Below are 13,571 nucleotides of genomic sequence, written 5' to 3' on the forward strand. Positions count from 1 at the left end.
TTGTTACCGACTGGAAAGATTATTCTTTTTCTGGTTCGCTTGATTTTAATTTGAATAAAATTATCAGTTAATGTTTACGCAGGCTAAAGCCTGCGGCTACAAAACCACCGGTAACTGACCGGTTACGAAGTTATCTTCGAAAATAAATACAGATATGATTAGGCTTTTAAGGTTCGCTAAAATTTCCGTTCAATTTTTTGAAATCGGTCTTATCGAATGTTATAACAAAAGAATCCTCTGTTTTTGAAAGAACAAATAGAAAAATATCTTGTATATCTATTGAATGAACAGCATATAATTTTAAACTTTCCAGAAATATATCCTTAGTTAAGATTGTTTTGACACCTTTATAGCTGATAAATTTACTTAATTTATCCACTATCTCTTTTCGGGGAATTTTATAAACCTTATCCAATACCCATATAACTTCCGCGAAAACAAGTTCACCCAGCAATATTTCTTCCTCGCCAAATTCAACCTTTTGGATAAATACCTTTGCTTTTAAGAACTTTTCCTCATCATCTCCAAGAAAAAACCTCAGGATAACATTAGCATCAATTATTTTTTTTGGCAATTTCATGGGCGGCCATACCTCTTGCTTTATTCAAAGCTTGTTCTACCGGTGTCTTATTTTTTGAAGCATATTTCTTAAAGCAGCCTGCAAGTTTTTCTGTGGAAACATTCGGTTTCTTTAAAATACCCTCATAATCTTTTACACCTATTTCAACGAAATTTTCGACCCCAAGCCACTCCCTCAATTTTTTGGGCAATGTCACCTGCCCTTTTGGAGAAATCTTTAAAATATAATCCATAGTTATACCTCCAATCTAATTCCTACTATTAAGTATAGTATAACTTACTTAACAAGTCAAGCGCAATAATTCAGTATAATATTATATTTGAGAGGTGGATAAAATAACTTTTTAATGCCTGAAATGCCTCATCCCGGTAAATACCATCGCGAGGTTATGTTCATCCGAGGCGGCGATTGTCTCGCCGTCTTTTAACGACCCGCCAGGCTGTATTATGGCTGTCGCGCCAGCTTTCGCTATCTCATCGACCCCGTCCCTGAAAGGGAAAAAGGCGTCAGAACCTGCAACAGTCCCCTTTGTGTCAAGGCCGCTTGTTTTCGCCTTGAGGACCGCTATCCTGCACGAATCAACCCGGCTCATCTGCCCGGCGCCAATCCCTATAGTCTGGTTTTTTGACGTAAAAACAATCGCGTTGGATTTAACATGCTTCGCCACTTTCCACGCGAAAAGCAGGCCTTCGATTTCTTCCTTCGCGGGCTTGCGTTTGGTAACAACTTTTAAATCCTTTTCAGTTATCATGCCCCAGTCTTTATCCTGTACTAAAAAACCGCCCCCGACTTTCTTGATATCATAAGGGTCATTTTCCCGGTTTAATTTTTCCCTGCCCATTTCCAGGAGCCTGATTGATTCTTTTTTCCTGAAAACTTCAAGCGCCTCCCGCGTAAAGGACGGGGCTGAAACAGCTTCAACAAAACCGGTTATAATCTCAGATGCCAAATCCTTATCTACCTCGCGGTTAAACGCCAACACCCCCCCAAAAGCTGAAACAGGGTCTGTCGCCCGGGCCAATTTAAACGCCTCAAGAATATTTCTGGAAACCGCGGCCCCGCATGGATTATTATGTTTTATAATGACCGATACCGGCTTGTCAAATTCCAGAGACAACCTCCACGCGGCTTCAAGGTCTAAAATATTATTAAATGATAATTCCTTCCCCTGCAGTTTTTTTGCTGTCGCAAAACTTCCCATGGGAGGATTGCTTTCGGCGTAAAGCGCCGCGTTCTGGTGTGAATTTTCACCGTAGCGGAGGTTGTACAATTTTTTCAGCGTTATTGTTTTCTCCGCAGGGAAGTTATCTTTAACTCCGCCAAGCGAAAATAAATATTGGCTGATAATCGTATCATACCTGCTTGTATGGCTGAAAACTTCCTTCGCGAGTTCAAATTTTGTTTCCGGTGAAACAGAACCGCCGTTCTTTTTCATTTCTTCAATAACTGTATCATATCGTTCAGGATTAATAACCACAGCCACATCTTCATAATTTTTCGCGGCCGAACGGAGCATCGCCGGCCCGCCTATATCTATGTTCTCTATTGCCTCAGCCAGAGCGGCGCCGGGTTTAGATATGGTTTTTTCAAACGGGTATAAATTCACTACAACCATATCAATAAGTTTTATATCATATTTTTTTACGGTCTCCATGTGTTCTTTATTGCCGCGGCGGGCAAGCAGGCCGCCGTGAACTTTCGGGTGGAGCGTTTTCACGCGGCCGTCCAGCATTTCGGGAAATCCTGTCAATTCAGAAATATTTTTTACGGGAACCCCCGCCTTTTTTAAAAGGGTTTCTGTCCCCCCTGTTGAGATTATTTCAACTCCCATTTTATGGAGTTCCATGGCAAACTTTTCCACTCCCGTTTTGTCCGAAAGACTAATCAATGCTCTTTGAATTCTGGCCATTATTGTTCCCCTTATATTTTTATTCTGAACTGCTGTTTATTTCCACAAACGCTTTTTTCGCGCCCTCCCGGACATTTAAATCTTCATCTTCAAGCATATCGGCCAGGGCATCAATAGCGCGCGGGTCTTTAATTTCTCCTAATTTTTTCACTGCACTATAACGAATGGCGCTGTCAGGGTCCTTTAATAACGCGAACAGCCGCCCGATAAGCGGTTTATTTATGTCAACTGAAACCTTACAATTAAACAAAGTATCCGGCCCGGCTATCGCGCTGTTATGGGCCAATCCGTAATAATGATTCGCATCCCTGCCAATCGCATAAATATAATAAGCACTGCCCTCCGGATTGGTGGAAGCCGCCATCAAACTGCCGGCCCTCCCGTCAAACTTGACGCTGTACGGAAAATCATTTCCCAGAGCAATCAGCAACTCAGTTATTGTAGAAACATTTTTCGGGTAATATCCATTTTTGACCGCGTACATTTCAAACGATGTCTTCATTGCCTCAAGAGTAGCAACAGCCAGGGCATCCTGGGCCTTTCCTCTCGCGTTTACATAAACAGGCACAGATACCGCCGTCAAAATACCTAAAATAGCGATAACAACAACCAGTTGGATTAAAGTATAACCTTTTGAATCTTTTCTAATTATTCTCATAAAATTACCCCCTAACTAAATCCCTGAATTTATAAATCAATTCCACGGTCATTTCACCGGGTTTTCCTGAATTTATTATTTTACCATTAACTTTACCAACTGGCAAGATTTCAATTGAGATATTTGTTAAAAACATTTCATCCGCGCTATAAATAAAATCCGGCTTAAAAAGTTTTTCTCTTATTTCAATATTCATTTTCCCTGCTAATTCCAAAACTATTCCGCGTGTTATACCCGGCAAGATCCCTACGCTGACCGGCGGGGTAATTAAAACACCGTTTTTTACTAAAAAAATATTGCTGACAGTCCCTTCCGTCACATGTCCTTTTTCATTCACAAGAACCGTTTCGAAACTCCCTGATTCAGGGGCTTCATTCCTGGCCAGGACATTTAAAAGGTAATTATTTGATTTTATACCGCCGAGTATTGAGCTTGAATAAACCCGGAAACGTTTTAAAATATTGACTTTTACGCCTTTTGTATAAAATTTCTCGGGATATGGATAAAACGCCCTCGCCCCTATTACAATTACAGGATTACTGCACCCTTCTATACTTAACCCAAAAGGCCCGGTTCCGCGGGTAATTGACATCCTTAAAACCGCGTCTTTATCTTCCAGCTTATTTTCTTTTAATGTTTTATAAAGCCCGGCCTCAATTTCTTTCATGGATTTGGGAATCCTTAACAGTATCTTCCCGCATGAATTCTTAAACCGGTCCAGATGTTTTTCCAGTGTAAATATTCTCCCTTTATAAACACGCATGGTCTCAAAAACGCCGTCACCATATAAAAATCCCCGGTCCAGGACCGAAATCTTTGCGTCTTTTTCTTTATAAAATTTGCCGTTGATATTTATAAACATAATGCTCCCCGCTCTATGCTCAGTGCTTCCATCATCGCCTCTGCCTTATGCAGTGTTTCTTCATATTCCCGCTGGGGGGCCGAGTCCGCGACAATTCCGGCACCCACCTGAAAATATAAATTTTTATCCTTAATAACAATTGTCCTGATTAAAATATTCAAATCCATATCACCATTAAAACAAATATATCCCGCTGAACCCGTGTATGGGCCTCGTCTGTGTTTCTCCAGCTCATCAATAATCTCCATACAGCGGACCTTGGGAACGCCTGTAATCGTCCCGCCGGGAAAACACGCCCTGATACAATCAAAAGCGTCCCGCCCGTCTTTCAGCCTGCCGCGGACGTTTGAAACGATATGAATTACATGCGAATACTTTTCTAAAACCATTAACTCATCCACCTTCACACTCCCATACCTGCAGACCCGTCCAAGATCATTCCTTTCAAGATCAACAAGCATAATGTGTTCTGCCCGTTCCTTTTCATTTAAAATCAACTCTTTTCCCATTTTCTTATCTCCGGTTTTGTCCTTCCCGCGGGGCCTTGTCCCCGCAATCGGCCTTGTCTCAACAATGTCACCCGACAGTTTAATCAATCTTTCCGGGGACGAGCTCACAATCTTAACATCAGGAAAATTAAAAAAAGACGAAAACGGAGACGGGTTGATTTCCCGAAGCCTCGCGTATAAAGAAGCAGGGTCAATGCTTTTTATCTTTGCCTTGAACCGCTGTGAAAGATTAGCCTGGTATATGTCCCCTGCTTTTATATATTCTTTAGCCCTTCCTACCATTCTCTTGTATTCTGAAACCGTGTTGTCCGAACGCAGCGAATTTATTTTAATTTTTTTCTGCAGGGACATACTGTCCGCCTGCCGGCAGGGCAGGCAATACGCCCCTTCTTTAATTCTATTTTTAATCCCCTCAAGGAACTTTGTTCCCTTTTTATAAGCCTTTTCCGTATGCTCAATATTTGTAACAACCCATATCTCTTTTTTGCGATGGTCAATTGCCACAGCGGTTTTAAAAAACCCAAAATAACAATCATAATGCTTTGCGTCATCAATTGTTGAGGAAGGCACTCTTTCAAAATACCGGACCATGTCATAACTTATAAAACCGGCCAATCCCCCGAAGAAAGGCGGCAATTTACAGTCCGGTTTTACTTTATACCGGTTAAAAATGCCTTTTAATATTGAAAGAGGTTCGCCCCGCATTATTTCAACTTTTGGATTATTCACTCCTGGTTCCGTGTCAAGGTAAATAATTTCATTCCTGTTGTTTTTTGAACGAAAAATAATAAACGGGTGCATTCCGATAAACGACCATTGGGCGATATTCCCGGATGTATTCCCGCTGTCCAGCAAAACACTTGTCCCTTTTATCCTCAATTTATTATAGATATCCAACGGATTACAATCACGGGACTTAAATTTTGTATAAAGAGGGAGTAATTTTTGGTTGCCGCGCAAATATTTTTTATTCATCAAATTATTGTTATTTCTACCTTTTCGCCTTTTCCAATAGTTTCAACGCCGGCCGGTATTCTCATCAATCCATGGCAATGGATATAAGGTGAGAATGAAGAATGCGCCGCAATAACAGGCTCCGCGTAAAAAATATTATTTTTTTGCACTAACTTTACAGGCACATATTCTTCTATTTCAGTGCGGGGGCGCAAATCTTTATTTAATAAGGCTGTAATTTTTTTATCATTTTCAGAAAAATAATTTAAAACCGGTTTAACCAGAAGATTAAACACGACAAATCCTGAGCTCGGTCTCCCGGGGATGCCGATTATCAATTGATTTTTCATTTTCGCCGCAAGCGCGGGCTTGCCCGGCCTGATTCTCAGGCCGTGAAAAAGCATTTTACATCCCGGAAATTTCAAAAGCGCTGGTTCCAGGATATCGCGGGCGCCGACGGAAGTCGCGCCGCAAAACAAAATGGCATCAAATTTTTTCGCACCCTTAATAAATTTTAAAATTTCTCCGCTCCTGTCAGGGCATATTCCCAAAAACTCCGCGTCTCCTCCATGGCTTTTTACAAGATTCATCATCATACCTGAATTCATGTCTCTCACCTGTCCATACCCGGGTTTTTTATTAAAAGGGACTATTTCATTCCCTGAGGCTATTATTCCGAAAGAAACCTTTTTATAAACTTTAATTTTTTTAATTCCCAGGCCCAGCAATAAGGCAACGTCCTGCGGCCTTAATTTATGGACTTTTTTAAATATGACCTCTCCTTTTTTGAAATCTTCTCCTTTACGAATAACATTTTTATATTGTTCAATCTTCTCATTTATAATTAATCTGCCATTTTTTATTATTGCGTCTTCAAGCATCAGGACACAATCCGTCCCATCCGGTAAAATCTGGCCGGTTGAAATCTTTTTGGGGGCGATATATCGCCCCCCTGCGTTGCCGGTTTTTTTTGAATTTAACGCGTACCCGTCAAAAAGCGCCCTGTCAAAAGACGGGAAATCTTCAGGAGAAATAATTTTTGAAGCTGTGAAATATCCAAGCGAGTTTTGAGTTTCAATTATTTCTGTTTTAAACTTTATATTTTCGCGGATAATTTTTCCGGCCTTATCAAGGGCGGTTAAAGGTTTCATTCTATTTCCTTATCTGAAATCCTAAATTTTACTATCAAAACAGGGATAAGTCTATAAATTTCAGCGAGTGAACGGATTTATGGGGAAATATTACTATTAATGCGGAATGATAAACGCAAGAACAAAAAGAATAGAGATAACATAAAGGACGGGGTGGACTTCTTTCGGTCTGCCGGTAAATAATTTTATCAATGAATAGCTTATAAAACCGAACCCGATACCGTATGAAATGTTATAAGTGAAAGGAATCAGTAAAATTATAAAAAAAGCAGGCAGCCCCTCATCTATTTTTGACCAATCAATATCCTTTAAAAGCTCAATCATCAGAAAACCAACAATAATCAGGGCTGGAGCGGTAATCGGATATTTAAAAACACCCGGTGATATTTCAAATCCTCCTCCTATAAGCTTAACTAACGGCAAAAATATTATGCTTATAAAAAATAAAATTCCCGTAACTATTGAAGTTAAACCTGTCCTGCCCCCCTCTGAAACGCCCGCCGCGCTTTCGATATAACTTGTTACCGAACTGCACCCGAATAACCCGCCAAATACTGCCGCGAGAGAATCAACAAGCAAGACTTTTTTTAACCCCGGAAGGCTCCCTTTTTCATCCAGCAATTCCGCCTGTCTGCCAACCGCGATAACCGTTCCCATCGTATCGAAAAAATCCGTCATAAATAACGCGAAAATCATGGGAACCAGCGATAAATTCAGGGCTGATTTCACATCCATCTGAAAAAATGTGTCAAAATCTTCCGCCCGGGGCGGACTGATAAGCGCGTCTGGAAAAGACACAATGCCAAAAAAGAAGGCACATACCGCAGTAATAATAATCCCGATTAAAATCGCCCCCCTGATTTTTAAAACCAGCAATACCGAAGTTATTAAAATTCCGGCCATTGTAAGCTGGACATAATTTTTATTAAAATCTCCAAGCTGGACCAGTGTAACGGGATTACCAGTAATTATCCCGCCTTCCTCCAATCCAATTAAAGCTATAAAAATTCCAATCCCCACGCCAATCGCGAGTTTTAATGATTTCGGAATCGCGTTCATGACCATTTCACGCAGGTTTGTGAGGACTAAAATTGTTACGATAAGCCCCTCTATAAAAATTATACCCATCGCGGTCTGCCACGGTTGTTTCATCGTCAATACGATAGTCCACGCGACAATCGCGTTTATTCCCATCCCGGGCGCGAGCGTGAACGGGTAATTCGTGTAAAGCCCCATAACAATACAAAAAAGCCCCGACGCGATACATGTCGCAACAACAGCCGCCCTGAAAGGCACACCCCCGGCTGAAAGTATCGCGGGATTCACAAAAATTATGTATGCCATTGTCATAAATGTTGTCACGCCCGCGGTAATTTCAGTTTTTAAATTTGTTTTCCGTTCGCCGAAACCGAAATATTTTTCCAAGGAATTCATGCTCAATCCTCCCTGTAAATTTCAGAATTTAATTATAAACCAGAGGAGAATACTGTCAAGAGGTTTTTGATAGAGCGGAAGCGCGGAAGTGTTGAAAAATAATTACAGCGACTTGTAAAAACTCCATAAAAGTCTTCCAACCTCTTCAATTAACCTTTCAACTTCGGAAATATCGGATTTAATATAAGCAAGTCTTCGGGAAAAATCCAAAAGATACTCGGTTTCCGCAAGAGATCCAAGAGCAATATTTATAAAATGAGTAAGTTCCTTTTTGCTTCTTCTCGCATATCCCTCTACAATATTTGTAGGTATGGATAAAACTGCCCTTCTAATTTGGGATGTTAAACCAAAAATCTCATGTTTGGGAAATGTTTCTGAAAGCTTATATACTTTAAAAGCAAGTTCATCAGCTTTTCTAAAAACAATCAGGTCTTTATGTTTTGCCATAATGTAGATTATATCATAAAACTTCCGCTCTTCTGAACTTCAGCACTTCCGCACTTTTTTGTTTCAATCCTTGTTTTAATGGATCGCCAGCTTAAACGGCACTTTTTATATTTTTATTTATTTCTTCTGCAATTAAGCAATTTTTACAATAATCCTTTTTGTTGTTTTTTTCATCAAAAATCAATTTTTTCACTCCATTTTTAGCACATTTTACATCCTAAAACAATAGAAAACCTTTTGTTTATAACATATTATAAACCATAAAATAAAAACTTAAATAAATTTTCCAGATTAGCTGACTCTTCCACTGGACATCAACCCCTGTTTACCGCAAGCATGCCTTTTTTACACGCAAATATTTCTGTAACAACAATCGATACATTTATTCTGCCATTTGGTTTTTTTGGGATAATAACCTTTAAGTATCACGCTGAATATTTCATCTATGACTTCTTTAGTATAACAAAAATCGTGTTCATTATAAATAATTTCTTTTATTTTATTCCCGCTTTTTATATAGCAGATAAATCCCTTTTTAACGGGCTTTTTATAATTTTCCATTATCAAAAGCGCGTACAATACTGATTGAATTTTGTGGGTTTCAAACGTGAAATCGTTATATTCCGCGAATTTATAATCTAACGGAGCGAACGTTCCGTCACCAAGCTCAAGCACTTCATCAACAACACCTCTTATCCTTAAATCGCGCGACGCGATATATACCGAAATGTCTTTATTCATACATCCTAATTTTTTCCTGACATATTCACGGTTCTCAACCTCCCGTTTTTCATGAAGTTCCCTGCCCTTTAAAACTTTATACCTTAATTCTTCATGCTGGGGTATATCCAGGCAATTCATAAAATAGGTAAAACGCGGGCAGAATAGATGCTCGACCACCTCTGACGGTGTAATCATGGGAGTAGTGTCAGTGTCCATAGTTGCTCCGTTATCCGTGATCCGTTGTCCGTGATCCGTGTTTCGTTGTCCGTTTCACGGTTCACGGTAACCGGACAACGGTAAACGGTTTTCTCAAATAAACAACGCCTTTATTTCGTCATTCACCAAGTCTTTATCAAACGCCTGCCCTAAAAGCTTTACTTTTTTAAAATCATCCTCGCACATCGGGAATATATACACCGAATCGACCTTTGGATCAATTATATCGTCGCACATAATTTTAAGTTCATCTATCTGGTTTTTGTTAAGACTGCCGAGAAAGACGGACTTTTGCACCCTGTAAAGGCCTTTATCTTTACAAGCCTTCGCGATTTTGTTCCGGATTTTAGTTTTCGCAATATCGTAGATTAACCAGACAAGTTTATTCATTTTACGTTTTCCGTGTATCGTTTCCCGTTTCCCGTTTTAATGCAGAATTAAGTTTTTCAAGCATTTTTAATATACGAATGATACTTTCCAATAATCTTTTATAATTATCTTCATCAAGATAGCCAAGATCGTTAGATAACATTATTTGATATTTCAATTCAGCAGCGGAGCCTTTGGCAATACCAACAAACTGCTTATATTCATTCCTGTTATTTCTATGACTCCCTTCAATAAGATTCATAGAAATTGATGATGCTGATCTTCGTATTTGCGATACTAATCCAAACTTTTCATCAGCGGGATATTTTTTAGTATGTTTGTATACTTCTATAGTTAAACTATGTGATAACTTAAAAACATCCATCTCTTCAATATTCATGTTACCTCCTTTCAAAAAACGGTTCCCGTTTTTTGTTTTATACGGGCCACGGGAAACGGACAACGGATCACGATTCTTTAATCATTTCATTCGCAATCCTGTGGCAATCAAACTGAATTATATTATCCCGTTTGATGTTCCTTCCATTGTACCTGATTGACTCATCTATAAAATTATTGAATTCGGTTATTAATCCGGCCTTCCCTTCTTTATTAAGCGTTAATCCATTCGGAATTTTATCAAAATATTCAACCTTGACTTTTCTCCCGGCAAACATGTTCACCACAGTCTCATCCGCCCAGATACGATAATTTTCAATCAAATCAAACACCAATGATTTTTTATTATAATGATCCGTATGAATAAATCCCACGTAAGGGTCAAGCCCCGCTATAATACACGCTTTTTCCACCATGGAATAAAGCACGCCGTAGGAATAATTAAGCAGGCAATTAAATTCATCTTTCGCGGGATTTCGGCTCCTGCCTTCGAATTTAAACCTGTCCGGCATTAAAAAACTTAATGCTTCAAAATAAATTCTTCCGCCGCTTCCTTCAATGCCCATGATTGTTCCCCTGTTTTCATCAATCGCACCGGAAAGAGAGTCTAATCCAATCATTGTGTTTTCCAGTTTTGAAATGTAACTTGTAATTTCCGCGGATTTTTGCGGCCTTGTTTCCCGTAGCCTTTTTAACAATTCAATTTGATTTGTAAATTTCCTTTTAATCCAGTCGGCCGCGAGACTAAGCCCCTTTTCGGTTTCCGCTATTTCCAACTGCCTTCTCCTGATGAGCGTCGTGCTTCCAAGTTTCGGATGCCACACCCTGCCGTAAGGGTCGCCGAAGTCATCGATAAAAACAATATCGATATTGTTTTCCATCGCCATTTTTATGGCATCGGTAGTGATATACGCGGCAGTGGAGATAAGAATAGAGGATATTTTTTTGCAGGACACTTCAGAAACTTTGTCATCAACTTTGACTTTAAAACAGTCGCCGTTTTTTTGAAGATACGACCCATAGGAATTAATGACTAATTGCATAATGTAGCCTTTAAATCATTTTGAAATTTCTACCTTACCCAAAAAATCGTGATGCTGAAATACGATAGGATGAACTTCTTTCTTTTGTTGCAACATCTTTTTTTGCTATAAGTTGAATTATTGGTATATTCCCTAATGCCTCCGCGTGGGTATAATGATGATTATCAATTTTTACGTCACTTAATTTTGCTTCTAATAAAAGCCATGGTTCCCTGTCTTTAACTATAAGAAAATCTGTCTCTTTTCCTTCCCGTGTCCGGACATAATATAATTCAAATTTGTTTTCTCCAATATCATTCCATAGCTCAGTAAGTACTTTCAGTTCAACTGCAATGTAGTTTTCGAATCTTAAAGCCTCATCTTTAATTATGCTCCAATCATATAAATAACATTTTTTTTCTTTTTTTATGGCTCTTGAAATTTTTTTATTATAAGGATGGATGAAAAATAAAATGCAGCTTAATTCTAATGCTTTTAGATATGTCCGTATTGCTGAGTGACTTACTTCAATATCTTCTTTTAATGAATTAAATGATAAAGGACTGCCTATTCTTTCAGGAAGAAAAGTTATTAAAGTTGCAATATTTTCTAATTCACGAATGTGAGTTAAATCTCTCAAATCTTCACGAATTAACCTATCGATATAGATGTTATGCCATTTGTAATTAAACGCCTTCCTTGATTTTAAAAAAGGCTCGGGGAAGCCGCTGTAATTTAAAAGGTTTTCCATGGTATCCTGATGATATATGGTCCTGTTTAATTGTGCCTCAATAAAATCTTTTGCATATCCGGGCGGGAATATTGAACCAAAATTATTATTATGTGTTAGCTCAAATAATGTCAGGGGAAATAACTTGAATAAAAAATAACGGCCTGCCAAACTATCACCTGCCTTGTTAAACATCTCAAGCCGCGCGCTGCCCGTTACAATGAAATTTATCTTTTCCTCCGCGGAATCAAAAGAGGCTTTTAAAATATTTTTCCACTTTGGCATTTTATGGATTTCATCAAAACAAATCCAGGGAATATGTGCTTTTTTTTGAGCCATTTTATAAACATCCTTCATGTAAAATAATGAATTCTGTTTATGCCTCATCCTTACTTCTCTTACATCCCAGTTATAATATAAATTTTGACTGCCTTGTTTATGAAGGAATAATTTTGCCAGTGTGGTCTTTCCAGTTTGGCGGGGACCTGCGATAAAACGCATCTGCCGGCCGAGTTTTTCATCAAAGCATATATATTCAAGTATTCTTTTAATCATGGTGTCTATTTTACTATATTAGTAAAATTTGTCAAGACTATTTTTACTTATTGAGAAAATTTGACATTAATTATTACTATTGCAAATCAGCCTCTCAGGGATTTCAAAGTTTACGGAGAAGGTGCCGAGAAAGCCTATCATGGAGTATTACTTTTTTATCTTTGAATGAACAAATTTCATGAAATCTCTGAAACCTTCAAGAATATTTAAAGAAAATGGAGAGGAATCAACTGTATCTTGAGAACCACTATGAAAATGATGAGGTATAAAAATTTCTTTATTTTCTCACGTTCTGCTTTGTTTTTATTATGAGCTTCTTAATCTTAACAAGGAATATAGAAATCACAAGCCAATAGCCCACTTATAAAAAGGGATAACCGATATATTAAAACCCTGATGAGTCAAACTTTGTTCCTCGCCTTCCACGATAATAATTTTTGCTTCTTTTAATTTAAAATACTTGAGGCCTTCAACAAGCGATTCAATTTCCCTCAAAGTTGTTTCTTTGTCTTCCATACTATAACATACATTAATAACTTCTTTAACTTCCATCCCGCTTTTCACCACAAAATCAACTTCTTTTTTTTCAGAAAAGTAGTATATTTCTTTTCTCATGGATTTTAAATGGTGAAAAACCGCGTTTTCGAGCAATTTCCCCTTATCCTCAGAAAATTTAAAAGCAACTGCATTATGGATTCCGTTATCGGCAAGATACACTTTTCGCTGGGTCTGCATCTGATTTTTCAAAGAATAAGAGAATCTTGGAAGAAAATTTATTAAAAACGAATTTTCCAAATAATGAGAAAATCGTTGAATAGAATCTAATGATAAGGGAAAATCCGCAATTTTTTTGATGTTATTGAAAGTAAATCCGCGAGTAAAATTTGTACTATAAAATAAAGCGAGATTTTTCAATTTATTAACTTCTTTTGGTTCTGTTGAAATCCTTTAATATATAGCCCGAAGAAGACGAAAAGCTCCTCCAGAGAGAAATCTTTGGAAAAAGGAGGAGCTTTCGTGAAACAACTTACAAGCTATGAACAGTTTATCCTG

At 38.3% G+C, this 13,571-nt stretch carries 15 protein-coding genes; all 15 read right to left on the bottom strand.

Annotation, left to right across the window (positions count from 1 at the left end):
• Positions 1–166: 166 nt before the first annotated feature.
• Positions 167–580 carry a PIN domain-containing protein gene (locus AB1498_02925; GenBank protein MEW6087234.1) on the bottom strand — a complete coding sequence of 138 codons (414 nt, stop codon included), beginning with the start codon at positions 578–580 and terminating at the stop codon, positions 167–169.
• On the bottom strand, positions 555–812 hold the full coding sequence (locus AB1498_02930) for an AbrB/MazE/SpoVT family DNA-binding domain-containing protein (protein ID MEW6087235.1): 258 nt from the start codon (positions 810–812) through the stop codon (positions 555–557). The genes AB1498_02925 and AB1498_02930 overlap by 26 nt, the downstream gene beginning before the upstream one ends.
• Before the next feature lie 111 nt (positions 813–923).
• Positions 924–2,489 carry a bifunctional phosphoribosylaminoimidazolecarboxamide formyltransferase/IMP cyclohydrolase gene (gene purH / locus AB1498_02935; protein MEW6087236.1) on the bottom strand — a complete coding sequence of 522 codons (1,566 nt, stop codon included), beginning with the start codon at positions 2,487–2,489 and terminating at the stop codon, positions 924–926.
• Positions 2,490–2,508: 19 nt separating this feature from the next.
• Positions 2,509–3,147 (bottom strand): HEAT repeat domain-containing protein, encoded by a 639-nt coding sequence (locus tag AB1498_02940; GenBank protein ID MEW6087237.1) that lies wholly within the window; start codon positions 3,145–3,147, stop codon positions 2,509–2,511.
• Between the two features lie 4 nt (positions 3,148–3,151).
• Positions 3,152–4,009, bottom strand: a complete 858-nt coding sequence (locus tag AB1498_02945) for an aminotransferase class IV (protein MEW6087238.1) — start codon at positions 4,007–4,009, stop codon at positions 3,152–3,154.
• Entirely contained in the window at positions 4,000–5,493 is a 1,494-nt protein-coding gene (gene pabB, locus AB1498_02950; GenBank protein MEW6087239.1) for an aminodeoxychorismate synthase, component I, read from the bottom strand. The genes AB1498_02945 and pabB overlap by 10 nt, the downstream gene beginning before the upstream one ends.
• Complete coding sequence (locus AB1498_02955; GenBank protein MEW6087240.1) at positions 5,493–6,623, bottom strand: molybdopterin molybdotransferase MoeA; 1,131 nt, start codon at positions 6,621–6,623, stop codon at positions 5,493–5,495. The genes pabB and AB1498_02955 overlap by 1 nt, the downstream gene beginning before the upstream one ends.
• Positions 6,624–6,719: 96 nt before the next feature.
• On the bottom strand, positions 6,720–8,057 hold the full coding sequence (locus tag AB1498_02960; GenBank protein ID MEW6087241.1) for an NCS2 family permease: 1,338 nt from the start codon (positions 8,055–8,057) through the stop codon (positions 6,720–6,722).
• Between the two features lie 102 nt (positions 8,058–8,159).
• The gene (locus tag AB1498_02965; GenBank protein ID MEW6087242.1) at positions 8,160–8,504 is read right to left on the bottom strand and encodes a four helix bundle protein; all 345 of its coding nucleotides are present in this window, start codon (positions 8,502–8,504) and stop codon (positions 8,160–8,162) included.
• Positions 8,505–8,849: 345 nt separating this feature from the next.
• Positions 8,850–9,443, bottom strand: a complete 594-nt coding sequence (gene cas4 / locus AB1498_02970; GenBank protein MEW6087243.1) for a CRISPR-associated protein Cas4 — start codon at positions 9,441–9,443, stop codon at positions 8,850–8,852.
• Between the two features lie 93 nt (positions 9,444–9,536).
• The gene (gene cas2 / locus AB1498_02975; protein ID MEW6087244.1) at positions 9,537–9,833 is read right to left on the bottom strand and encodes a CRISPR-associated endonuclease Cas2; all 297 of its coding nucleotides are present in this window, start codon (positions 9,831–9,833) and stop codon (positions 9,537–9,539) included.
• A 1-nt stretch (position 9,834) separates the two neighbouring features.
• The gene (locus AB1498_02980; protein MEW6087245.1) at positions 9,835–10,212 is read right to left on the bottom strand and encodes a four helix bundle protein; all 378 of its coding nucleotides are present in this window, start codon (positions 10,210–10,212) and stop codon (positions 9,835–9,837) included.
• Positions 10,213–10,279: 67 nt separating this feature from the next.
• Positions 10,280–11,254, bottom strand: a complete 975-nt coding sequence (cas1, locus tag AB1498_02985; protein MEW6087246.1) for a CRISPR-associated endonuclease Cas1 — start codon at positions 11,252–11,254, stop codon at positions 10,280–10,282.
• A 34-nt stretch (positions 11,255–11,288) separates the two neighbouring features.
• Positions 11,289–12,518, bottom strand: a complete 1,230-nt coding sequence (locus AB1498_02990; GenBank protein ID MEW6087247.1) for an AAA family ATPase — start codon at positions 12,516–12,518, stop codon at positions 11,289–11,291.
• A 342-nt stretch (positions 12,519–12,860) separates the two neighbouring features.
• On the bottom strand, positions 12,861–13,433 hold the full coding sequence (locus AB1498_02995) for a DUF4143 domain-containing protein (GenBank protein ID MEW6087248.1): 573 nt from the start codon (positions 13,431–13,433) through the stop codon (positions 12,861–12,863).
• Positions 13,434–13,571: the final 138 nt, after the last annotated feature.

The organism is bacterium (genome assembly GCA_040754625.1).
Taxonomy (GTDB): Bacteria; JACRDZ01; JAQUKH01; order JAQUKH01; family JAQUKH01; genus JAQUKH01.